The sequence below is a fragment of the Modestobacter italicus genome (assembly GCF_000306785.1).
Lineage (GTDB): Bacteria > Actinomycetota > Actinomycetes > Mycobacteriales > Geodermatophilaceae > Modestobacter > Modestobacter italicus.
Genome location: NC_017955.1, coordinates 5553013 through 5575517 on the forward strand (window position 1 = coordinate 5553013; position 22505 = coordinate 5575517).

Here is a 22505-nt window from a genome sequence, read left to right on the forward strand (position 1 = left end):
GCCGCCGGGCCGCCAGGTCAGTTCGCGGAGGGGTCCGCCGGAGCGGTCGACAGCACGGCCAGCCGGCCGGACTGGCGGCGCAGCACCGCCCGCCACAGCTCCGGGCCGGAGACCTCGGCCAGCACGTCGCCCGGCTCGCCGTCCACGCAGGCCCAGGCACCCTCGGCCAGCTCGGCGGCCAGCTGCCCGGCGGACCACCCCGCGTACCCGGCGAACACCCGCAGGCCCGCGATCTCGCCGTCCAGCAGGTCGGGGTCGCCGTCGAGGTCGACCAGGTGCACCCGGCCGGCGACCAGGCGCAGGCCGCTGTCGGGGTCCAGCGGACCGTCCCCGCTGCGGGTGGCCAGGCACAGCGCGGTGTCGGTCTCGCAGGGCCCGCCGACGTGGAAGACGCCCGGCTCGACGGCCAGCTCCGACCAGCCGGGCAGGACGTCGGCGATGCCGACCTCGCTGGGCCGGCCGAGCACGACGCCGATCGTGCCGGTGTCGGAGTGGTCGAGCACGTAGACCACGCCACCGGCGAACGTCGGGTCGGTGAGCGCGGGCATCGCGACCAGCAGCGACCCGGGCCGGACGTCGTCCAGGCAGCCCACGGAGAGGACGGGGACGGCGTCACGCCGACGGCGTCCGGCGGCCTGTCCGGCCGGACGACGCTCGGGGTCGGGTGACGAGGGCACCGGGTTCATCGCCTCCCAGTGTGCCTCAGCGACGGGCCGGAGGGGCGGCGCAGCGCACGCCCCCGGCTCGGCTGGCGGTCACCGGGAGGCGACGTAGTGTGGCGAGGGTGCAGCATGCGCCCACCACCGTGCGCCACCTGCTCCGCCGCGGGGACTTCCGCAGGCTGTTGCTGACCCGGCTGTCCTCCCAGTTCGGCGACGGCGTCTTCCAGGCGGCGCTGGCCGGCACGGTGCTGTTCAACCCGCAGTCGGCCGCCGACCCGATCGACGTCGCGGCCGGTTTCGCCGTGCTGCTGCTGCCCTACTCCCTGGTCGGGCCGTTCGCGGGCGTGTGGCTGGACCGGTGGAGCCGCCGCCAGGTGCTGCTGGTCGCCAACGTGGTCCGCGCCGTCCTGGTGCTCGCGGTGGCCGCGCTGGTGCTGGCCTCGGTCCAGGGCGCCGGGTTCTACGTCGCCGGGCTGCTGGTGTTCTCGGTCAACCGGTTCGTGCTGTCCGCGCTGTCCGCCGCGCTGCCGCACACCACCGACGAGCCCTCGCTGGTGTCGGCGAACGCGCTGTCCACGACAGCGGGAGCGATCTCCTCGGTCCTCGGCGGTGGTGCGGCGATCGCCGCGACCCAGCTCATCGGCCGCGGCCCCGGGGGCTACGCCGCGCTCGCGCTGTTCTCCGCCGTCCCGTACCTGGGCGCCTCGGCCATCGTCTCGGGCTTCCGCCGGCCCTACCTCGGCCCGGACCACCTGACGCTGGCCGCCACGGTGAGCGCGCGGGACGTGCTGCACGGCATGGTCGCCGGCGCCCGGCACGTGCTGGCGCACCCGCCGGCCACCGCGGTGCTCTCGGTGATGGCCGTGCACCGGGTCTTCTACGGGTTGCTGACGCTGATGACCCTGCTGCTGTACCGGAACACCTTCACCGAGGGCTCGGACCTGTTCCCCGGCGGCCTGGCCGGGCTGGCCGAGGTGCTCGCGGCCGGCGCCGCGGGGACCCTGCTGGCCGCCGCGGTCACCCCCGCGGCGGTGCGCAAGTGGGGCAAGGCGGCCTGGGTGGTGGCCATGCTCGTGCTCGCCGCGGCCGGCCAGCTGGTGCTCGGTGGGCTGTTCGAGCCGCCGGCCGTCGTGGCCGCCGTCCTGACCCTGGGCTTCGTGGCCCAGGGCATCAAGATCTGCGTGGACACCACGCTGCAGGAGGCCGTCGAGGACGACTTCCGCGGCCGCGTCTTCTCCGTCTACGACACGCTGTTCAACGTCTTCTTCGTGGTCGCCCTGCTGGCCGGCGCCTTCCTGCTGCCGGCGTCCGGGATCAGCTGGCCGCTGCTGGTCGGCATCGGCGTCGGGTACCTGGTCACCGCGGTCGTCTTCGCCCGGTGGGCCCGCGGCCAGGCGCAGCACGCCGACCACCCCCCGCTCGCCCTCACCCGCGCCTGAGTGGAGTCCACGGGCGCGTTGTCCGCGCCGTGGCACTCCACTAGAGCCCCAGCGCCGTGCAGAGCTCGCGTCCGCAGTTGAGACCGTCTGTTCTCAGGCGCGGCACCGGGAAGCGCATCAGCCGGACACCCGTGCCCTGGACGGCGTTCTGCCGGCGCAGGTCGGCCTGCCAGTCCTGCGCGGACAGGTGGAACTGCGTGCCGTCGGCCTCGGCACCGACCCGCTGCTCCCGCCAGTACGCGTCCAGGTGGAAGTCGCCCAGCGCGGTGCTGATCGTGGCGTTCCACTCGGGCTCGGGGAGCCCCGCCGCCACGACCACCCGCCGCAGGTCCGCCTCGCCGACCGAGCGCATGCCGCGCAGGGCGTCGGTGAGCGTCTGCCGCAGCCAGGGTGTCGCTCGCCGTCCGAGTGCCCGTGTCTCGCCGGCCAGCTCGGACAGGTCGGTGAGGTCCTTCTGCAGGACGTCGGAGACGACGTGCTCGACGTCCTGGCGCCGGCGCGCAGAGACGGCGACGTCGACGGCGGCACGAGCCGCTCCGGTCACCGGCAGACCAGCGATGGTGAGGTCACCGAGAGGACGTCGGCTCTGGTGGACCACCACGAACCCGGCGGACTTCAGGTGCCGCCCGTGCGGCACGGACACCTCGACCAGACCGGCGTCCTCGGGCTCCTCGTACGAGCCGCGGACCCCGGCCACCCGCGGCGCGGCGCGCGGCTCGTCGACCCGTGCGCGGTGCAGCCACAGAGCGCTCGTGTGCGACAACCGCCCGGCCGGACCCGCCCAGGTCAGTGCGACCAGGTGACGTTCGCGCCGGCTCAGCGAGCCGGAGTGCAGCACCACGACGCCCGGCACCGGCTCGAGCCATCGACCGGTCCGCAACGCCCGGCGGATGCGGTTCCGGTCGACACCGCGCTCGGCGAGCGCGGTGCGGTGGCTGACGCAGGGCAGGGCTCCGGGCACCGACGCAGCGTGGCCGGGATGACCGGGCCCCTGCTCCCGTCGTCCACAGGCCCGGCTGATGGAGTCCCAGCGCATCACTTTCCGAGCGCTGGGACTCCACTCCACTCAGCGCGAGCGCCACCAGGTGAGGAGCTCGGCCTCGGCCTCGTCGGGGTCCAGCGGGCCGCGCTCGAGCCGCAGCTCCTTGAGGAACCGCCAGGCCTGGCCGACGTCGGGGCCGGGGGAGATGCCGAGCAGCTCCATGATCCGGTTGCCGTCGAGGTCGGGGCGGATCCGGCCGAGGTCCTCGGCCGCCGCCAGCTCGGCGATCCGCTCGACCAGCGAGTCGTAGGTCGCCGACAGCGCCGCGGCCCGCTTCCGGTTGCGGGTGGTCGAGTCCGAACGGACCAGCTTGTGCAGCCGGGGGAGCAGGTCACCGGCGTCGGTGACGTAGCGCCGGACGGCGGAGTCGGTCCACTGGCCGTCGCCGTAGCCGTGGAACCGCAGGTGCAGGAAGGTCAGCCGGGAGACCGCCTCGACGACGTCCTTGGGGTACTTCAACGCGGTCAGCCGCTTGCGCACCAGCTTCGCGCCGACCACCTCGTGGTGGTGGAAGGACACCCGGCCGCGGGCCTCGTGCCGGCGGGTGGCCGGCTTGCCGATGTCGTGCAGCAGCGCGGCCAGCCGCAGGACGAGGTCCGGCGACTCGGCGTCCGGGTCCGCGACCTCGAGCGCGATCGCCTGGTCCAGCACGGTCAGCGAGTGGGTGTAGACGTCCTTGTGCTGGTGGTGCTCGTCGATCTCCATCCGCAGCGCGGACAGCTCGGGCAGCACGACGTCGGCCAGCCCGGTGCCCACGAACAGCTCCAGCGCCGCCCGCGGCGCCGGGTTGAGCAGCGTGCGGGAGAACTCGTGCTGCACCCGCTCGGCGGTGATCCGGCCCAGCTGCGGGGCCAGCTCGGTCATCGCGGCGACCACCTCGTCGTCCGGGGTGAGCCCGAGCTGGGCGACGAAGCGGACCGCGCGCAGCATCCGCAGCGGGTCGTCGGCGAAGGACTCCACCGCCGCGCCCGGGGTGCGCAGCCGCCGGGCGAGCAGGTCACCGAGCCCACCGAAGGGGTCGGTGACGGTGCGGTCGGGGCCGAGCGAGACGGCCATCGCGTTGACGGTGAAGTCCCGGCGGGCGAGGTCGTCGACCAGGGAGGTGCCCCAGGCGACCTCGGGGTTGCGCGACTCGCGGTCGTAGCGGTCGGCCCGGAAGGTGGTGATCTCCACCCGCTCGCCGCGCACCTCGGCGCCGACGGTGCCGAACGCGATCCCGGTGTTCCACGTGGAACTGGCGAAGCCGCGCAGCACCGCGAGGGTCTGCTCGGGCCGGGCGTCGGTGGTCAGGTCGAGGTCGCCGGGGGCCACCGGCGCGCCGGCGGACTCCGCGGCGAGCAGCGCGTCGCGCACCGAGCCACCGACGAGGTGGACCTGGTGACCGGCGGCGGTGAACCGCCGGCCGAGCTCGACCAGCACGGGAGAGACCTCGACCAGGTCGCGCACCGTCTGCTGGACGGCAGGAGGAACGGACGACGCACGACGCGGCGGGTCTACGGGCACGACCGTCGAGGGTAGTGCGGCCGCGCGCGCTACCCTCCTGGCATGGCTGGGACGGGCGGGCGGCAGCGCCCCGGCCGCCGGCTGCGCCGGGTCGACGAGACCTCGGCCGGAGGTCTGGTGGTCGCCGACGACGACGTCACCGGCCCCCGCGCGGCCCTGATCGGCCGCACCGACCGCCGTGGTCGCCTGCTCTGGTCCCTGCCCAAGGGGCACATCGAGGAGGGCGAGACGCCGGAGGACACCGCCGTCCGCGAGGTCGCGGAGGAGACCGGCATCCTCGGCGAGGTGGTCGCCCCGCTCGGGATCATCGACTTCTGGTTCGTCGCCGACGGCCGCCGGGTGCACAAGACGGTCCACCACTTCCTGCTCCGGGCCGTCGGGGGCGTGCTCTCCGACGCCGACGTGGAGGTCACCGAGGTCGCCTGGGTGCCGCTGACCGAACTGGGTGGGCGGCTGGCCTACGCCGACGAGCGCGCCCTGGTGGAGCGCGCGCCGGGCCTGCTGGCCGACAGCGCGTGAGACGGCGGGCCGCCGGCCGCGCCGACGGCCGCCACTCGACCCCCTCCCTGCTGCTCGTCGCCGGAGCCGCGCTGCTGGCCGGGCTGCCGGCCGCGCCCGCCGCGGCCGCCCCGGCGCTGGCGAGCGCACCGGACGGCCGACCGGTGCAGATCACGGTGGACCGGCTCGAGCCGCGCACCGTCGTCCCGGGCTCGCCGATCGAGGTCAGCGGCACGCTGGTCAACGACAGCACCGAGACCTGGTCGGACCTGACCGTCCGGGTGCAGCGCGGTGACGTGCTGACCAGCCGGGACGCGCTGGTCGACGAGCTGGCCGACCCCGACGAGGCGACGACCGCCACGGCGCCGTTCCGCGAGCTCGACGGCGACCTGGAGCCCGGCGACACGCTGCAGTTCAGCTACGCGACCACCGCCGAGGAGCTGCAGCTCACCGAGGACGGCGTCTACCCGCTGCTGGTGAACCTCAACGGCACCCGCGAGGACGGCGACCCCGAGCGGGTCGGGCAGCTCTCCACCCAGCTCGTGGTCGGCCAGCCGCTGCCCGCGGCCCGCACCTCGGTCGCCTGGCTGTGGCCGATCACCGACCGCCCGCACCGCGACGCCTCCGGCGGCTTCGCCGACGACGACCTGGCCGGCGAGGTCGCCGACGGCGGCCGGCTGGACCGCGCCGTCCGGGTGCTGGAGGACCTGCCGACCGTCCCCGGCGCCGACCCGGCCGAGACCGACCCGGCGGTGCCGGTGACCCTCGCGGTCGACCCCGCGCTGCTGGAGGAGCTGTCGCTGATGGCGGTCGGCCCGTACACCGTCGGGGACGACGAGGGCACCGGGACCGCCGACGCCGGCGACCTGCTCGACCGGCTGCGCACCGTCGCCGAGGAGCACCCGGTCGTCGCGCTGCCCTACGCCGACGTCGACGCCGACGCGCTGGTCGCGACCGGCCAGTCGGCCGTGGTCACCCGCAGCCTGCCCGGCACCGCCGAGGGCACCGCCCAGCAGCCCGCGGACGACGGCGGTGCGCTGACCCCCGCCGACCCGGGCGCGGGCAGCACCGACGGTGCGGCGGAGACCGGCGCGGGGGCGGCGATCGTCCGCGAGGTGCTCGGCGTCACGCCGCGCACCGACCTGGCCTGGGCGGCCGGCGGCGCGCTGTCCGGCCCCACCCTGGACACGCTGCAGGCCGGGGGCGTGGACACCGTCGTGCTGTCCGACCAGGGCCTCGCCGACGGCGACCGGGCCGTGGGCGTCGGCGGTGCCCCCGCTGCCGCGCGCAGCAGCCAGCCCGCCGCCGCCGGGGACGTGACCACGCTGGTCGCCGACAGCCGGCTCTCCGAGGTCGTCGCCGAGGCCACCCCCGACTCCGGCCAGGGCCGGCTCACCGAGCAGCGCTACCTCGCCGAGCTGGGCGCGCTGACCCGGCAGCTGGCCGCGCGGGAGGCCGGCACCCAGCAGACCGTGCTGGTCACCCCGCCCCGCGCGGTCGACCCGGACCCGGCCGTGCTCACCGCGATGATGACCGACACCGCCACCCAGCCGTGGCTGGCCGCCGTCGGGGTGGACGCGCTGACCACCGGCCCGGAGGTGGCCACCGGCGACCTGGTCGACAGCACCGCCGCCCTCCCGGCCGCGGGGATGACCGAGATCGCCGAGACCTCGCGGGTCCGCGACGACTTCGCCGCCGCCGTCGTCGGCGACCCGGCCACCGTCCTGGCCGGCACCGACGCCGCGATCGCCCGGGCGGCCTCCGCCGAGTGGCGCGGGGACGACGAGGGCTTCGCCGCCGCCGCGGCGGACCTGCAGGACACCGTCGCCGACCTGCGCGGCCAGGTCACCCTGCTCTCGCCGGTCGACGGCACCTACAGCCTGGCCTCCAGCGACGCCCCGCTGGTGCTCACCGTGCAGAACGACCTGCCCTTCGCCGTCGACGTGCGGCTGGAGCTGCGCACCCGGGACAACGTGGGGCTGACCACCGAGGACATCGGGGTCACCACGCTGCAGCCCTCCTCCCGCACGCCGCTGCAGGTCCCGGCGCACGTGCGGCAGTCCGGCGGGTTCGCCGTCAGCGCCCGGCTGACCACGCCCGGCGGGGGCCCGCTGGGGGAGACCGTGACGATGCAGGTGAAGAGCACCGCCTACGGCTGGATCACCCTCGGCATCACCTTCGGCGCCGCGGCCCTGCTGGCGCTGCTGTTCCTGCGCCGGGCGGTCCGCTTCGTGCTGGCCCGCCGCCGCGGCGAGCCCGAGGACCAGGCACCGCTGGACGCCGCGGTGCCGCCCACCCGGAGCCCGGTGTGAGCGAGCCGAGGACCGACGTGCCCGCGGGGGAGCGGCCGCGGCCGGCGGCCCCGCTGCCCCCGCCGCCGTACAAGGACCTCACCCCGCCGCCGGGGCCGGCCCGGCCCCGGCCGCTGCCCCCCGTCCCGCCCCCGGCGGTCCGCCAGGCGCGGCCGGCACCCCCCGCCGCCGACGCACCCCGCCGGCGCACCGAGCTGCCCCCGGTGCCGCCGCCGACCCGGGTGCGCCGGTTCGTGCCCGGGCCCGACGACACCCAGCTCATCCCCGCCTTCCCCCCGGTGCGCCACGTCCCGGACGAGGACGAGGAGCAGGTCGAGCTCCGCGAGGGCGCCCCCGGCGCGAGCGGCGGCATCCTCCGGGCGGCCGGCACGATGGCGGTGGCCAGCCTGGTCTCCCGGCTCACCGGGTTCCTGCGCACCGTCGTGCTGACCGCCGCGCTGGGCTTCGCCGCCATCGGCAACGCGTACACGGTCGCCAACACGCTGCCCAACATCGTCTACGAGCTCCTGCTCGGCGGCGTGCTCACCTCGGTCGTCGTCCCGCTGCTGGTCAACGCCCAGGAGAAGGACGCCGACGGAGGGGTCCGGTACACGCAGCGGCTGATGACCCTGGCGCTGGCCGGCCTCACCGCGCTCACCGTGCTGGCGGTGCTCGCCGCGCCCGCGCTGACCTGGCTGATGGGCATCCGGGAGAGCGCGGAGAACCCCGGCCAGGTCGACCTGGCGAACTGGCTGGCCCGGATCCTGCTGGTGGAGATCGTGTTCTACGGCGTGGGGGCGCTGGCCACCGCGGTGCTGAACGCGCGGCAGGTCTTCGGGCCGCCGGCCTGGGCCCCGGTGCTGAACAACGTGGTGGTGATCGCCACCGGCGTCGTCTTCCTGCTCGCCGCGGGCCCGGGGGAGCTCACCCCGCTGACCATCACCAGCGGCCAGGTCTGGCTGCTCGGGCTGGGCACCACCCTCGGCATCGCGGTGCAGGCGCTGGTCCTGCTGCCGCTGCTGGGGCGGCACGGCGTGCCGCTGCGGCCGAGGTGGGGGCTGCGCGGGACCGGCCTGGGCGAGGCCGGGACGCTCGGGCTCTGGGTCATCGGCTACGTGCTGGTCAGCCAGGTGGGCGTGGTGGTCGCCAGCGTGGTGGCCAACGCGGCCGCCGACGCGGGGGGGCTGGGGCCGCTGGCGTTCAGCAACGCGAGCCTGCTGTTCCAGATGCCCTACGGGATCATCGGCGTCGCGCTGCTCACCGCGCTGCTGCCCCGGATGAGCCGGGCCGCCGCCCGCGGGGACATGGACGGCGTGGTCGCCGACCTCTCGCTGGGCACCCGGCTGTCGGCCACCGGCCTGCTGCCGGTGACCGCGCTGCTGGTGGTCCTCGGCCCCGCCGTGGGCACCGTGGCCTTCGGCCGGGGGAACGCCGACGTGGCCGACGCCCGCGGTGTGGGCGTCGCGCTCGCCGTCGGGGCGTTCGGGCTGCTCCCGATGGCGGTCACCCTGCTGCAGCTGCGGGTCTTCTACGCCATGAAGGACGCCCGCACCCCCACCCTCATCCAGGTGGCCATGGTCGCCGTCCGGGTGCCGCTGCTGCTGCTGGTGCCGGTGCTCGTCGGCCCGGAGCACGTGGTGGCCGGGCTGATGATCGCCACGAGCACCACCTACGTCGCGGGGTGGGTGATCGGCAGCGTCGTGCTGCAGCGCAAGCTGGGCGTGCGGGTCACCCGCGAGGCCGGCCAGGTGGTGGCCCGGATGGCGCTGGTCTCGGCGGTCGCCGCGGTGCTGGGCTGGGCGGCGGTGTCGCTGGCCGGCCGGTCGCTCGGCGAGTCGGTACCGGGGTCGCTCGCGACCGTGGTCCTCGGTACCGTGGTCATCGGCAGCGCGGTGGTCGCGGGTGCCGTGCTGGTCGGCGTCCCGGAGCTCCGGGACGCGGTGGCCGGCGTCCGGGCACGGCTCGGGCGCTCACGGTGACGCGGGTGTCCGGCGCCCGACCCGGGGACGCCGTCCCCGGCAGCGAGCGAGCAGGGGGTCGGCAGCGTCCGTGACGTCGACGACAACGGGCCTGCCCGACCGCTACCGCCCGCTCGACCAGGTCGCCCCCGACGAGGAGACCGCCACCGGGGTCATCCGCTCCTGGCGCGCCCGCGACCGGGTGCTCAACCGCGACGTGGCGCTGCGGGTGCACACCCCCGGCGGCCCGGCCGCCCGCGAGTGGATCACCCGCGCGCTCACCGCCGGGGGGCTGGCCACCCCGGCCCTGGCGATGGTCTACGACGCCGCGGAGGGCACCGGGGGCACCGAGCCCGGCGGCGCGGCCTACGTGGTCAACGAGTGGATCGAGGGCACCCGGCTCTCCGACCGGCTGGCGTCCGACGGCCCGCTGCCCGAGCGCGAGGCCCGGTCGCTGGTGCGCCGGCTCGCCGAGGGCGTCGCCGAGGCGCACCGGGTGGGCCTGGCGGTCGGCGGGCTGACCCCCGAGCACGTGGTGCTCCGGCCCGGCGGGCTGGTCGGCCTGCTGTCGGTGCCCGCGGCCAGCGGCACCGAGAAGGGCGACATCGCCGCCCTCGGCGCGCTGCTGGAGCTCTGCCTCACCGGCTCCCGCCCGCAGGACGCCGGCCGGGCCGGCATCGCCTCGCCCGACCTGGCCGCCCTGGTCCGCCGGGCGCGCTCCGACGACCCGGCCACCGGGCTGTCCAGCGCGGCCACCATGGTCGCGCTGCTCGCCGCGCCCCCGCGGCCCGGCACCGGCCCGCAGGAGGCCGTCCGGCCCGACGGGTACACCGACAGCGGCTGGATGCGCCGGCTCCGCGAGCGCCGGGAGGACACCCCCGACGACGACGGACCGGTGCGCCTGGACCGGGGCTCCCTGCCCCCGGTGCCCGGCGCGGCGCCCGGCCGGCCGTTGCCGCCCCGCCCCGCCGCCCCCGCCGCCGAGGAGGACGACCTCGACTGGGGCGAGACCTTCGACACCGACGACGACGCCCCCGCCGACGACCGCCGCAGCTCGAGCAGCGCGCGCCGCCGGCTGGCCGTCGTCGGGCTGCCGCTGCTCGCGCTCGCCCTGGTGATCGCCTTCGCGCTGTGGTTCGGCAACAACGTGCTCTCCGTGGCCGGCAGCGTCGACCAGGAGGGCTCCACCCCGAGCGCCTCCGCCGGCACCTCCGCCGGCTCGGCGTCGGCCCCCGCACCGAGCAGCGCGGCCGCGCCGGTGGCCGGCGCCCCCGTCCCGGTCAGCGCCGCGGCGATCTACAACCCCTTCGGCGACGGCGACCCGGAGAACGACGACGACGTCGCGAGCAGCGTCGACGGCGACCCCGGCACCGTGTGGTCGACCGTGACCTACCGCGGCTCGGCGGCCTTCGGCAACCTCAAGCCCGGCGTCGGCGTCGTCTACGACCTGGGCAGCGAGCAGGCCCTGGCCGGCGTCACGATCACCACCACCCTCCCCGGCTCCACGGTCGAAGTGCGCACCGGCAGCGCCCCCACCGGCGCCCTCGAGGCGTTCCCGGTCGCGGCGACCGCCACGCTCACCGGCACCGACGACATCGCCCTCAGCGCCCCGGTGACGGCCCGCTACGTGCTGGTGTGGGTCACCGGCCTGACCCAGGTCGCGGACGGCTTCCAGGCCGACCTGGCCGAGGTCGCCGTCACCGCCGCGGGCTGACGCGGGCGGGGAATGCCGCACCTACCCTGTCCGTTGTGCCGCCCGTGACGAGCAATGACACCTCCCCCGGCCTGACGGTCCCGACCAGCGCCGCGCCGGCCATCCCGCCGGCCGAGCACGACGGGGTCCGTGACCTGATCATCATCGGGTCCGGTCCGGCGGGGTACACCGCGGCGGTCTACGCCGCCCGGGCGAACCTGCACCCGCTGGTGTTCGAGGGCTCCCAGTTCGGTGGCGCGCTGATGACCACCACCGAGGTCGAGAACTTCCCCGGCTTCCCCGAGGGCATCCAGGGCCCGCAGCTGATGGACGACATGCGCACCCAGGCCGAGCGTTTCGGCGCCGAGCTGGTGGCCCGCGACGTCTCCGAGGTCGACCTCACCGCGACCCCCAAGGTGGTCAAGGTCGGCGACGAGGTGCACCTGGCGCACGCGGTGATCGTGGCCACCGGCTCGAAGTACCGGTACCTGGGGCTGGACAACGAGCAGCGGCTGCTGGGCCGCGGGGTGTCGGCCTGTGCCACCTGCGACGGGTTCTTCTTCCGCGACCAGGACATCGTGGTGGTCGGCGGCGGGGACTCCGCGATGGAGGAGGCCACCTTCCTCACCCGGTTCGCCAAGTCGGTGACCCTGGTGCACCGCCGCCCGGAGCTGCGCGCCTCGAAGATCATGCAGCAGCGCGCCCAGGACAACGAGAAGATCCGCTGGGCGCTGGGCAAGCAGGTCACCGACGTGCACGGCGACACCACCGTGGAGGCCGTCGAGCTGACCGACGTCGCCACCGGCGCCACCGAGTCCCTGCCGGTGTCGGGGTTGTTCGTCGCGATCGGCCACGACCCGCGCACCGAGCTGTTCGTCGGCCAGCTGAAGCTGGACGACGAGGGCTACGTCGTGGTGGACCACCCCACGACCCGGACCAACATCGACGGCGTGTTCGCCTGCGGTGACGTCGTGGACCACATCTACCGGCAGGCGATCACCTCGGCGGGCACCGGTGCCGCCGCCGCGATCGACGCCGAGCGCTGGCTCGCCGAGACCTTCGACGAGCGCTGAACCACTCCCTCCCCCCGAGAAGAAGGAGCACCACCCATGGCCGGCAAGAACACCGTGACCGTCACCGACGCCAGCTTCGCCAGCGACGTCCTGGGCAGCGACAAGCCCGTCCTCGTCGACTTCTGGGCCGAGTGGTGCGGGCCGTGCAAGATGGTCGCCCCGGTGCTCGAGGAGATCGCGGCCGAGCACGCCGACAAGCTCACGATCGCCAAGCTGAACATCGACGAGAACCCGCAGATCGCCCGGGACTACCAGGTGATGTCGATCCCGACGATGACCGTCTTCCAGGGCGGCAAGCCGGTCAAGAGCATCATCGGTGCCAAGCCCAAGGGCGCCATCCTGTCGGACCTCTCCGACTACCTGTGAGCCACCGCCGGCCCCGCGCCGGCACCGCGTGACCACCGAGGCCCGCCCGTCCGACCGGACCGGCGGGCCTCGCCGGTCCCGGCGGGGATGCCACAATCGTCGGTGAGCACCAGCCCACCGGCCCGATCCCAGAGGACAGGAGCGACGACCGCCGCATGGACGTCCTGCGACCCGGCAGCACCGGTCCCGTCGTGGCCGAGGTGCAGGCGGTCCTCCGGTCGCTCGCGCTGCTCGACGGCGAGCCCGTCGCGGCCCCCGAGTACGACCAGGCGACCGAGCTCGCCGTCCGGCACTTCCAGCAGGTCCGCGGGCTGTCCGTCGACGGCCGGGTGGGCGACGAGACCTACCGGGCGCTGAACGAGGCGCGCTGGTCGCTGGGCGACCGGCTGCTGCGCTACGACCCGGAGCACCCGGCCCGCGGCGACGACGTCCGCCGGCTGCAGGAGCTGCTCCTCGAGCTCGGCTACGACGCCGGCCGCGCCGACGGCATCCTGGGCGCCGAGACCGAGTCCGGGCTGCGCAGCTTCCAGCGCGACTACGGCCTGACCGCCGACGGCACCTGCGGTCCGGCCACCCTGCGCGCGCTCAAGCAGCTCGGCCGCCGGGTCACCGGCGGTCGCCCGCAGCTGCTCCGGCAGAGCGCCTCGATGGTGGAGTCCGGCTCGCACCTGATCGGCCGGGTCATCGTCATCGACCCCGGTCACGGCGGCGGGGACACCGGCTACACCGCGGGGGAGACCACCGAGGCCGACCTCGTCTTCGACCTGGCCTCCCGGATCGAGGGCCGACTGGCCGCCGCGGGCGCCACCGTCTACCTGACCCGCGGCCGCACCGGCGACCCCGTCGTCGGCGACCGGACGGCGTTCGCCAACGAGACCCGCGCCGACCTGTTCCTCTCCCTGCACATGGAGGCGCACGGCTCGGCGCACGCCCGGGGCGTGGCCAGCTACTACTACGGCACCGGGTCCGGGGCGAGCTCCACGGTGGGCGAGGAGTTCGCCAACCTGGTCCGGCGCGAGGTCATCGCCCGCACCGGGATGCTCGACTGCGGCTCGCACCCCAAGACCTGGGACATCCTGCGGATGACCCGGATGCCCGCCGTCCGGATCGACTGCGGCTACCTGTCGCACCCGGTCGACCGGCTGCTGCTGCTCGACGCCCGCACCCGGAGCACGGTGGCGCAGGCCGTGGTCGCCGCCGTCCAGCGGCTGTTCCTGCCCGCCGACGCCGACCCGGCGACCGGCACGTTCCTGCTGCCGCCGCGGTTGAGCTCGCCCACCGCGTGACGCGCCGGGGCGCGCCGGGGACGGACCGGTCCGGCTGCGCCGCTTAGACTCCTGGGGGTGACCCCTCCTGTGCCCGACCCCGCGGTCGGAACCGGTCAGGCCGGGGCGTACTCCAGCGGTGCGTCCCCGCACGTCTCCCCGCGGCACCCGCGGCTGGACCCCCTGGCAGACCGGTACGCAGCACGCACCCACGGGATGAAGAGCTCGGAGATCCGGGCGCTGTTCTCCGTGGTCAGCCGGCCCGAGGTCGTCTCGCTGGCCGGCGGCATGCCGGCGGTCACCGCGCTGCCGCTGGACGCGGTCGGCTCGATGATCGGCGAGCTGGTGTCCGGGATGGGCGCGCAGACGCTGCAGTACGGCTCCGGCCAGGGCGACCCGCGGTTGCGCGAGCGGATCTGCGACGTGATGGCCCTGGAGGGCATCACCGACGCGCGGCCCAGCGAGGTCGTCGTCACCGTCGGCTCCCAGCAGGGGCTGGACCTGGTCACCCGGGTGTTCGTCGACCCGGGCGACGTCATCCTCGCCGAGGCGCCGTCCTACGTGGGTGCCCTCGGCGTCTTCCAGGCCGCGCAGGCGCAGGTCCGGCACGTCGCCATGGACGACGACGGGCTGATCCCGGAGGCGCTGGAGCAGGCGCTGCTGGAGTGCCGGGCCCGCGGCGAGCGGGTCAAGTTCCTCTACACCGTGCCGAACTTCCACAACCCGGCCGGCATCACCCTCTCCGAGCCCCGCCGCGAGCGGGTCATCGCGATCGCCGAGCAGTACGACCTGCTGGTCATCGAGGACAACCCGTACGGGCTGCTGGGCTTCAATCACGAGCCGATGCGCGCGCTGCGGGCCCGCAACGAGGAGCGGGTCATCTACCTCGGCTCGTTCTCCAAGACCTTCTCCCCGGGGCTGCGGGTCGGCTGGGTGCTGGCCCCGCTCGCCGTCCGGGAGAAGCTCGTGCTGGCCACCGAGGCGCAGGTGCTCTGCCCGCCGTCGCTGACCCAGTACGCCGTCGCCCGGTACCTGGACACCCAGCCGTGGCGCGAGCAGATCAAGGTCTTCACCGAGCTGTACCGGGAGCGCCGGGACGCGACCCTGGAGTCGCTGACCGCCCTGATGCCGCCGGGCACCACCTGGACCAGGCCGGACGGCGGCTTCTACGTGTGGTTGAAGCTGCCGCACGGGCTGGACGCCAAGCTCATGCAGCCCCGCGCCGTGGCCGCGCACGTCGCGTACGTGCCGGGCATCGGCTTCTACGCCGACGGCCAGGGCCAGGAGTACATGCGGCTGTCCTACTGCTACCCCGAGCCGGACCGGATCCGCGAGGGCGTGCGCCGGCTGGCCCGGGTCATCGAGGCCGAGCTGGACCTGCACTCCACCTTCGACGCGGTCGACACCGGGACGTTCCGCGCGGTCTCCACCCCGCCCCCGCCGGTCATCGGACCGGCCAACGCAGACGAGGACAGCCACCCATGACCGAGCCGGCCGCCGCACCGGTGGAGGCACCCCGCACCGACCCGCTGCGCGCGCTGGTGCTCGCCGGCGGGCTGACCTTCGAGCGGGAGGTCAGCATCAACTCCGGCGGCCAGGTGGTCGAGGCGCTCAGCCGCGCCGGCGTCGAGGCCGAGCTGCACGACGCGGACGCCGAGCTGCTCCCCGGGCTGACCGGCACCCCGGTGGACGCGGTGTTCATCGCGCTGCACGGCGCCACCGGCGAGGACGGCGCGCTCCGCGCGGTGCTGGACCTGGCCGGCGTGCCCTACGTGGGCTCGCCCGCCGCCGCCTGCCGGCTGGCCTGGGACAAGCCGGCCGCCAAGTCCGTCGTCCGCTCGGCCGGGGTCTCGACCCCGGACTGGGTGGCGCTCCCGCACAGCACCTTCCGCGAGCTGGGCGCCGGCGCGGTGCTCGACCTGATCGTCGCCCGGCTCGGGCTGCCGCTGATGGTCAAGCCCGCCTCCGGTGGCTCCGCCCTCGGCGTGCAGAAGGTCAGCCGGGTGGAGGACCTGCCGGCGGCGATGGTGAGCTGCTTCGCCTACGGCGACACGGTGATGGTCGAGCGCTTCGTCGACGGGGTCGAGCTGGCGCTGTCGGTCATCGACCTGGGGGAGGGGCCCGAGGCGCTGCCGGCGGTCGAGATCGCCCCCGAGTCCGGCGTCTTCGACTACACCTCCCGGTACACGCCGGGGATGACGGAGTACCACTCGCCGGCCCGGGTCTCCGAAGCCGTCGCGGCGCGCGCGGCCGAGGTCGCGCTGCAGGTGCACGAGGAGCTCGGACTGGCCGGGTTGTCCCGGACCGACGCCATCGTCACCCCGGACGGCGAGGTGCACTTCCTCGAGGTGAACGTCTCACCCGGGCTGACCGAGACGTCGATGTTCCCGATGGCGGTCGAGGCGGCCGGGTACCAGCTCGGCGACGTCCTCGGCCGGCTCCTCGCCCGCGCCGCGGCCGAGGGCCCGATCCGCCCGTAAAGGACTACCCGATAGTCGATGTGACGTAATCGGGTCGCGCTAGTCGGGCTGGGTCCTGCCGGTGATGTCGGGGGCCATCATGCCGACAATGCGCTGCAGGTCGTCCACCGAACCGAACTCGACGACGATCCGGCCCTTGGCCCGGCCGATCTGCACCTTCACCTTGGTCTCGAAGACGTCGGAGAGCCGCCCGGCGAGGTCCTCGACACCGGGGGCGGAGAGCTTGCGGGCGGTCCGGCGGGCGGCGGTGGGGCTCTCGGCGACGGCCATCGCCACCGCCTCCTCGGTCGCGCGCACCGACATGCCCTCGGCGACGATCCGGGTGGCCAGCGCGTCCTGCGCGTCGGCCTCCGGCAGCCCCAGCAGCGCGCGGGCGTGCCCGGCGGAGATGACCCCGGCCGCGACCCGGGTCTGCACCTTCACCGGCAGCTTGAGCAGCCGGATCGTGTTGGTCACCTGGGAGCGGCTGCGGCCGATCTTGCTGGCCAGCTCCTCGTGCGTGGCGCCGAACTCCTCCAGCAGCTGCTGGTAGGCGGCGGCCTCCTCCAGCGGGTTGAGCTGCACGCGGTGGATGTTCTCCAGCAGCGCGTCCCGGAGCATGGCGTCGTCGGTGGTGTCCCGGACGATGGCGGGCACCGTCTCCAGGCCGGCGGCCCGGGAGGCGCGCAGCCGGCGCTCGCCCATGATCAGCTCGTACCGGCCGTCGCGGGCCTCGCGGACGACGATCGGCTGGAGCAGGCCGAACTCGCGCACCGAGTGGGTGAGCTCCTCCAGCGCCTCGTCGTCGAAGACCTGCCGCGGCTGCTTGGGGTTCGGGACGACGTCGTCGACCGGCAGCTCGCGCAGGAAGGCCCCGGGAACGCCGGCCACCTGCTCCAGCACCCGGGCCGGCAGCTCGTGGACCGACGCGGTGCGCCCGTCGTCGTCGACCGGGGGCGCGGCGCCGGTCTGCTCGACCGCAGCAGCCCCGGCCGCCTCGGCGGCCTCAGCCGCCTCTGCTGCCTCGGCCGCACGGGCTGCCGGGGTCGCGGTCGGTGCCGGCGCGCTGGTGGGGATGAGAGCCGCCAGGCCCCGGCCGAGACCGCCGCGCTTCGTCACTGGTCCTCCTCGCAGGTGCCCGGGGTCCGCAGCAGCGGCCGGGCGGTGAGCTGGGTGCCCACGGTCGTCACGTCGCGTGCCCTCCGCGGGGGGAAGGGGTGGCCACCGGCTCGCCGAGCACCAGCGCGGCGACCGACGGGGGACCGGCGACCGGGGGCGGCGGCGCGGCCTTCGGCGGTGCGGGGGCCGGCGGCAGGGCCACACCGCGCTGGGCGAACTCGCGCGCCGCCTCCACGTAGCTGGTGGAGCCCCGGGAGCCCGGGTCGTAGGTGAGCACCGACTGGCCGTAGCCGGGCGCCTCGCTGACCCGGACGTTGCGCGGGATGACGGTGCCGAGCACCAGGTCGCCGAAGTGGTTGCGCACCTCGTCGGCCACCTGGTCGGCGAGCTTGGTCCGCCCGTCGTACATGGTGAGCAGGATGGTGCCCACCGAGATGCCCGGGTTGAGGTGCGCCCGGACCAGGTCGATGTTGGCGAGGAGCTGCCCCAGCCCCTCGAGCGCGTAGTACTCGCACTGGATGGGGATGAGCACCTCGTCCCCCGCCACGAGCGCGTTGAGGGTCAGCAGCCCCAGCGACGGCGGGCAGTCGATGAGGACGTAGTGCGGCCGCTCCTCGGCGGGGAGCTCGTGCAGGTACGTCTCGATCGAGCGGCGCAGCCGGTGCTCGCGGGCAACGACGGAGACGAGCTCGATCTCGGCGCCGGCCAGGTCGATCGTCGCCGGCACGCACAGCAGGTTCGGGCTGGCGGTGGTGGGGTGCACGACCTCGGCCAGGGTGTTGTCCCCGATCAGGGCGTCGTAGATCGACAGCGTCCCGACCGTGTGCTCGACCCCGAGGGCGGTGCTGGCGTTGCCCTGCGGGTCCAGGTCGATGACCAGCGTGCGGAGCCCGTACATGGCCAGCGCCACGCCCAGGTTGACCGTGGAGGTGGTCTTCCCGACGCCGCCCTTCTGGTTGGCGATGGTGACCACCCGGATGCGCCCGGGAGCGGGGAAGGGCTCCTGGTCGGCGGCGTGCAGGACCCGGGTGGCCCGCATCGCCTCCATCGCGATGGGGCTGTCGAACTCGGGCGTGACCGCCACGTCGGCGGCGAGACTGGTGCGCAGTCGCTCGCCGGGGTCCGTCATCGGTGCATCCTCCTCACCGCCGTGTTCCACGTGGAACGGCGTCGGCGTGTTCCACGTGGAACGGTCACGGGGTCACCGGGCCGCCCGGGTCATCACGACCACGGTAGTGGCTGCGGCACCGAGCTCCACACCGACGGCCCGTGTCCGCACGTCGCGCATCCCGGCCGCCTCCAGTTCCGGCACCAGGCCGGGGACCTCGGCGGCCGCGCGGGCGCCCACGAGGGCGATCAGCTGCGTGCCGGGGGTGAGCAGCCCGCGGCACCAGCCGACGAGCCGGGGCAGTGGGGCGACCGCGCGGGCGGTCACCACGTCGACCGGGCCGACCGCCCGGACCACCGAGCGCTCCTCGGCCCGTCCGCGGACGATCCGCCAGGGTGCGCCCAGCGCCGTCACGACATCCTGCAGGAACTCCACCCGCCGGGCCATCGGCTCCACCAGGGTGAGGGAGAGGTCCGGTCGGGCGAGCCCCAGCGGGATGCCGGGCAGGCCGGCGCCGCTGCCGACGTCGACCACCCGAGCGCCCTCGGGCACCGCCTCGGCCAGCGCGGCGCTGTTGAGCACGTGCCGGTCCCACAGCCGCGGCACCTCGCGGGGTCCGATCAGCCCGCGGACGACGCCGTCACCGGCGAGCATGGCCACGTACCGCTCCGCAGCACCGACGGCCGCACCGAAGACCCGGGAGGCCGACGGCGGAGGTTCCGGAACCGGCTGGTCCCGGATCTCGTCGGACGGGTCGCTCACCGGTCGGGCAGGACCACGACGCGACGGTTCGGCTCCTCGCCCTCCGACTCGCTGTGCACACCGGCCGCAGCGGCGATGACGTCGTGCACGACCTTGCGCTCGAACGGGTTCATCGCGGCCAGCCGCTCCGGCTGGCCGCTCTGCGCGACCCGCTCGGCCGCGGCCGAGGCCAGGCCGGTCAGGTCGGCCCGGCGCTTGGCGCGGAACCCGCCGATGTCGAGCATCAGCCGGCTGCGGACGCCGGTGGACTGGGCCACAGCGAGCCGGGTGAGCTCCTGCAGCGCCTCCAGCGTGGCGCCGTCCGGACCGATCAGCGTCTTGAGCTGGCCGCCGACGACCGCGACCGAGGCCCGGTCGCCCTCGACGTCGAGGTCGATGTCCCCGTCGACGTCCAGGATGTCCAGCAGCCGCTCGAGGTAGTCACCGGCGACGTCCCCCTCGCGCACCAGCAGGCCCTCGCCCTGCTCGTCGTCCTCGGTGTCCTCGTCCTCGTCGTCGTCCTCGACGTCGACGGGCTCGACGACCGCGTCGACGGAGGCCGGGTCCGCGTCGGGCAGGGCCGGGTCACCGGTCCCGCCGTCCTGGGGGAGCACCGCGTCCGAGGTCGCCTCGGCCGTGGCCACGGTGTCGGTTCCGGTCTGGTTGTCGGGTGCACTCACGGGGGTCCTCCAAGGTCGTGCAGGCGGCCGGGCGAGCCCGGTGGTCGAGGGGCGGCTGCCCGCGCCGGTCAGCGGCGCTTGCGCTTGCCGCGGTTGGCCGGACCGGCGGCGCGGCTGCCGGTGGACCCGGAGCGGGGCCGGTTGCCGCCGCCGGCCGGGCGGCCGTTCGCCGTGCTGCCGGTCGCGCCCTCCCGGGCGGCGTCCAGCGGCTCGTCGGGGGAGTCGTCGAGGCCGTCGTCCCCGGGGGCGACCCCGGTCGGCGGCACGTCGACGGGGACGCCGTCGGCGCTCACGGTCGAGGTGGGGGCAGCGGTGACGGGGCGGCCGGCCTTGGGCCGGACCGGCTTGGCACCGGGCTTGGGCGCCAGCGTCTTGGGGTCGATCTGCGGCTTCTCCGCGGCGGCCTTGGCCAGCGCGGCCGGCGACCCGGGCGGCGGCAGCGCCTTGAGGATGTAGAACTGCTGGCCCAGGGTCCACAGGTTGTTGGTGAACCAGTAGATGAGCACGCCGACCGGGAAGAAGAAGCCGGAGACGAACAGGCTGATCGGCATCCCGTAGAGCAGCAGCTTCTGCACCATGGCGGCCTGGCCCTCGACCGGCCCGGAGCGCTTCTGGATCTGCTTCTGGGTGAAGAAGGTCGTGCAGCACATGACCACGATCAGGACGGCGCAGACGACCCGGATGCTGGTGTAGTCGACACCGGGCAGGGCCAGGATCTGGCTCTGCTTGGGCTCCTGCATGTTGAAGGAGCTGGAGATCGGTGCCCCGAACAGGTCGGCCACCGCGGCCTGCTGGGTGAGCTCGGTGGACCAGCTGTACAGGCCGACCGAGTCCGGCGTCAGCCGGCGCAGGACGTGGAACAGCGCGATGAAGACCGGGATCTGCGGGAGCAGCGGCAGGCAGCCGGCCAGCGGGTTGACCCCGCGCTCCTTCTGCAGCGCCATCATCGCGGTGCTGAAGCCCTGCTTGTCGCTGCCGTACTGCTTGCGCAGCTTCTGGATCTCCGGCTGGATCTCCTGCATCGCCCGCTGGCTCTTGACCTGCTTGACGAACAGCCGGAACAGCAGCACGCGGATGGTGATGACCAGGAAGACGATCGACAGGGCCCAGGTGATGCCCCCCGCCGGGTCCAGGAAGGTGCTGAACAGTGCGTGCCACTGCTTCATCACCCAGGAGATCGCGGTGTACATCCAGTCAAGCAACGCCAGCCTCCTGCTGCGCTGACCGGCCAGGGGCCGGCGGGGTGTCACCGGGGCGACGAGCGGGGTCGTCGGCCGGGGGCACCGGTGGAGTGGTCGGGTCCGACGCCGCTGTGCACGACGAGTGGGTGGGCTCAGCAGTTCCGGCCCGCGGCGGGACGAGGTCGACCCCGCCGGGGTGCCACGGCGCGCACTTGGCGAGCCGGCGGACCGCGAGCCAGGTGCCGCGACCGGCGCCGTGGACCTCGACCGCCTCGGCGGCGTAGGCGCTGCAGCTGGGCTCGAACCGGCACCGCGGCGGGAACGCCGGGCTGATCGCCCGCTGGTAGAAGCGGACGGCCGCCAGCAGCGCGCGGGCGGCGGTCACGGCCGGCGCGCCCGCGACGAGGCCGGCCGGTCGCCCAGCAGCCGGTCCAGACCGGCGTCCAGGTCGCGCCCGAGCACCGCGAAGCCGGCTCCGGCCGCCTCCGGGCGGGCCCGGACGACCAGGTCGGCCGTGGGGGGCAGCCGGTGCAGCTGGGGGGCGAGCAGGTGCCGCAGCTGGCGGGTCACCCGGTGCCGGCAGACCGAGTTGCCGACGGCCTTGCCGACCACGAAACCGGCCCGCGGCCCGGCCGGGGGGTCCAGCGGACCCCCGGACCGGACGACGGGCCGTTCGGGGAGGTAGTGCAGCACCAGGGTCGGGCGCCCGGCACGTCGACCGGACCGCACCACCGCGGTGAACTCCGGCCGCCGGCGCAGGCGTGCCTGCGCAGGCAGCACCTCAGGCGGAGAGCTTGGCGCGACCCTTGGACCGGCGACCGGCGAGGATGGCGCGGCCGGCCCGGGTGCGCATCCGCAGCCGGAAGCCGTGGGTCTTGGACCGGCGACGGTTGTTCGGCTGGAACGTGCGCTTGCTCACGAGGGACTCCCACTGCTGACGACGTCGGGGCGGCGCGGACCCGGGTGGGCCCCGCACGCGCGGGAACGGGGTGGTCGTCGGCCCAGGGCCGTCGACCGGCCCCCGTGCCCGGGGCTGGTCTGCCGTGCGCAGGCTCCGGACGGCCCCCGGGACGGGGACCAGCACGGGACCGGTGCACAGACTCCGACCAGCATAGCCGAGACCCGCCGCGGACCGCGGTGGGCTGCGGCACTGGCCGGACCGCTCATGGTGGACCAGCTCCGGGGTGCAGCGGCACCGGACACGCCGCACCCGCCCAGGTCGCCGCCGGGACGTCGTTGCCGGGCTGTGGATGGAGCTGTTAGCGTCCCGGTCGCTCCGCGTTGGACGAATGGTGGCCGGTTCGTACGCCGACCCCGTCGTCCCGCCGGTCCCGCACCTCTTCCCCCGACGTCCGAACAGGCTGCCGACCAGCGACGACGCCGGAACCCAGCACCTGGAGGCCCGGTCCGGGGACCAGGTATCGCCG

Annotated in this window: 21 protein-coding genes; 10 read left to right on the forward strand and 11 right to left on the reverse strand. The window is 75.1% G+C overall.

All coding sequences use genetic code 11. The features are described from left to right. Window positions 1-17: 17 nt before the first annotated feature. A complete protein-coding gene (locus tag MODMU_RS26420) occupies window positions 18-686 on the reverse strand; it encodes a YqgE/AlgH family protein (RefSeq protein ID WP_083869957.1) in 669 nt (222 codons plus the stop codon). A gap of 98 nt (window positions 687-784) precedes the next feature. Between MODMU_RS26420 and MODMU_RS26425 the strand changes: the two genes are divergently transcribed. Continuing rightward, window positions 785-2101 (forward strand): MFS transporter, encoded by a 1317-nt coding sequence (locus MODMU_RS26425; protein WP_014743500.1) that lies wholly within the window; start codon window positions 785-787, stop codon window positions 2099-2101. Window positions 2102-2141: 40 nt separating this feature from the next. On the opposite strand, the gene MODMU_RS26430 is transcribed toward MODMU_RS26425, so the two are convergent. Together MODMU_RS26430 and MODMU_RS26435 are read right to left on the reverse strand one after the other, a co-directional pair. Beyond that, the gene (locus MODMU_RS26430; protein WP_014743501.1) at window positions 2142-3062 is read right to left on the reverse strand and encodes a hypothetical protein; all 921 of its coding nucleotides are present in this window, start codon (window positions 3060-3062) and stop codon (window positions 2142-2144) included. Window positions 3063-3167: 105 nt separating this feature from the next. Further along, window positions 3168-4646: a CCA tRNA nucleotidyltransferase gene (locus MODMU_RS26435; protein ID WP_051144090.1), complete on the reverse strand. Its 1479-nt coding sequence runs from the start codon at window positions 4644-4646 to the stop codon at window positions 3168-3170. A gap of 42 nt (window positions 4647-4688) precedes the next feature. Here MODMU_RS26435 and MODMU_RS26440 point away from each other — a divergent pair, with 42 nt between their 5' ends. The 9 genes from MODMU_RS26440 (at window position 4689) to MODMU_RS26480 (ending at window position 16270) form a co-directional block, all read left to right on the forward strand. Beyond that, entirely contained in the window at window positions 4689-5165 is a 477-nt protein-coding gene (locus tag MODMU_RS26440; RefSeq protein ID WP_014743503.1) for an NUDIX hydrolase, read from the forward strand. After that, the gene (locus tag MODMU_RS26445; protein WP_014743504.1) at window positions 5162-7456 is read left to right on the forward strand and encodes a DUF6049 family protein; all 2295 of its coding nucleotides are present in this window, start codon (window positions 5162-5164) and stop codon (window positions 7454-7456) included. The genes MODMU_RS26440 and MODMU_RS26445 overlap by 4 nt, the downstream gene beginning before the upstream one ends. Further along, complete coding sequence (murJ, locus tag MODMU_RS26450) at window positions 7453-9414, forward strand: murein biosynthesis integral membrane protein MurJ (protein ID WP_014743505.1); 1962 nt, start codon at window positions 7453-7455, stop codon at window positions 9412-9414. Before MODMU_RS26445 ends, murJ begins: the two co-directional genes overlap by 4 nt. A 70-nt stretch (window positions 9415-9484) precedes the next feature. Next, a complete protein-coding gene (locus MODMU_RS26455; protein ID WP_014743506.1) occupies window positions 9485-11107 on the forward strand; it encodes a protein kinase family protein in 1623 nt (540 codons plus the stop codon). 35 nt (window positions 11108-11142) lie between these two features. Then, on the forward strand, window positions 11143-12159 hold the full coding sequence (gene trxB / locus MODMU_RS26460) for a thioredoxin-disulfide reductase (RefSeq protein WP_014743507.1): 1017 nt from the start codon (window positions 11143-11145) through the stop codon (window positions 12157-12159). A gap of 36 nt (window positions 12160-12195) precedes the next feature. Continuing rightward, window positions 12196-12525, forward strand: a complete 330-nt coding sequence (gene trxA / locus MODMU_RS26465; protein WP_014743508.1) for a thioredoxin — start codon at window positions 12196-12198, stop codon at window positions 12523-12525. Between the two features lie 155 nt (window positions 12526-12680). Next, window positions 12681-13811 (forward strand): N-acetylmuramoyl-L-alanine amidase, encoded by a 1131-nt coding sequence (locus tag MODMU_RS26470; RefSeq protein ID WP_014743509.1) that lies wholly within the window; start codon window positions 12681-12683, stop codon window positions 13809-13811. A gap of 57 nt (window positions 13812-13868) precedes the next feature. Beyond that, the gene (locus MODMU_RS26475) at window positions 13869-15275 is read left to right on the forward strand and encodes an aminotransferase-like domain-containing protein (RefSeq protein WP_014743510.1); all 1407 of its coding nucleotides are present in this window, start codon (window positions 13869-13871) and stop codon (window positions 15273-15275) included. Next, entirely contained in the window at window positions 15272-16270 is a 999-nt protein-coding gene (locus MODMU_RS26480; RefSeq protein ID WP_014743511.1) for a D-alanine--D-alanine ligase family protein, read from the forward strand. The genes MODMU_RS26475 and MODMU_RS26480 overlap by 4 nt, the downstream gene beginning before the upstream one ends. A gap of 39 nt (window positions 16271-16309) precedes the next feature. Here MODMU_RS26480 and MODMU_RS26485 read toward each other — a convergent pair whose 3' ends face one another. The 8 genes from MODMU_RS26485 to rpmH form a co-directional block, all read right to left on the reverse strand. Beyond that, entirely contained in the window at window positions 16310-17368 is a 1059-nt protein-coding gene (locus tag MODMU_RS26485) for a ParB/RepB/Spo0J family partition protein (protein ID WP_014743512.1), read from the reverse strand. A 67-nt stretch (window positions 17369-17435) separates the two neighbouring features. After that, entirely contained in the window at window positions 17436-18497 is a 1062-nt protein-coding gene (locus tag MODMU_RS26490; RefSeq protein ID WP_014743513.1) for a ParA family protein, read from the reverse strand. Window positions 18498-18569: 72 nt separating this feature from the next. Next, complete coding sequence (rsmG, locus tag MODMU_RS26495) at window positions 18570-19238, reverse strand: 16S rRNA (guanine(527)-N(7))-methyltransferase RsmG (protein ID WP_014743514.1); 669 nt, start codon at window positions 19236-19238, stop codon at window positions 18570-18572. After that, window positions 19235-19897 carry a Jag family protein gene (locus tag MODMU_RS26500; protein WP_014743515.1) on the reverse strand — a complete coding sequence of 221 codons (663 nt, stop codon included), beginning with the start codon at window positions 19895-19897 and terminating at the stop codon, window positions 19235-19237. Before MODMU_RS26500 ends, rsmG begins: the two co-directional genes overlap by 4 nt. A gap of 68 nt (window positions 19898-19965) precedes the next feature. Then, window positions 19966-21099 (reverse strand): membrane protein insertase YidC, encoded by a 1134-nt coding sequence (gene yidC / locus MODMU_RS26505; protein ID WP_166503613.1) that lies wholly within the window; start codon window positions 21097-21099, stop codon window positions 19966-19968. Further along, the gene (gene yidD / locus MODMU_RS26510; RefSeq protein WP_014743517.1) at window positions 21092-21463 is read right to left on the reverse strand and encodes a membrane protein insertion efficiency factor YidD; all 372 of its coding nucleotides are present in this window, start codon (window positions 21461-21463) and stop codon (window positions 21092-21094) included. The genes yidC and yidD overlap by 8 nt, the downstream gene beginning before the upstream one ends. Beyond that, window positions 21460-21858, reverse strand: coding sequence for a ribonuclease P protein component (rnpA, locus tag MODMU_RS26515; protein WP_014743518.1), 399 nt, complete (start codon window positions 21856-21858; stop codon window positions 21460-21462). Before rnpA ends, yidD begins: the two co-directional genes overlap by 4 nt. A gap of 1 nt (window position 21859) precedes the next feature. Next, window positions 21860-21997: a 50S ribosomal protein L34 gene (gene rpmH, locus MODMU_RS26520; protein ID WP_014743519.1), complete on the reverse strand. Its 138-nt coding sequence runs from the start codon at window positions 21995-21997 to the stop codon at window positions 21860-21862. Between the last annotated feature and the right edge of the window lie 508 nt (window positions 21998-22505).

Excerpts from the sequence above, each read along its gene's own strand:
- trxA (WP_014743508.1), top strand. The coding sequence starts at position 12,196 with ATGGCCGGCAAGAACACCGTGACCGTCACCGACGCCAGCTTCGCCAGC.
- MODMU_RS26480 (WP_014743511.1), top strand. The coding sequence starts at position 15,272 with ATGACCGAGCCGGCCGCCGCACCGGTGGAGGCACCCCGCACCGACCCG.
- MODMU_RS26490 (WP_014743513.1), bottom strand. The coding sequence starts at position 18,497 with ATGACGGACCCCGGCGAGCGACTGCGCACCAGTCTCGCCGCCGACGTG.
- MODMU_RS26420 (WP_083869957.1), bottom strand. The coding sequence starts at position 686 with ATGAACCCGGTGCCCTCGTCACCCGACCCCGAGCGTCGTCCGGCCGGA.
- MODMU_RS26470 (WP_014743509.1), top strand. The coding sequence starts at position 12,681 with ATGGACGTCCTGCGACCCGGCAGCACCGGTCCCGTCGTGGCCGAGGTG.
- MODMU_RS26440 (WP_014743503.1), top strand. The coding sequence starts at position 4,689 with ATGGCTGGGACGGGCGGGCGGCAGCGCCCCGGCCGCCGGCTGCGCCGG.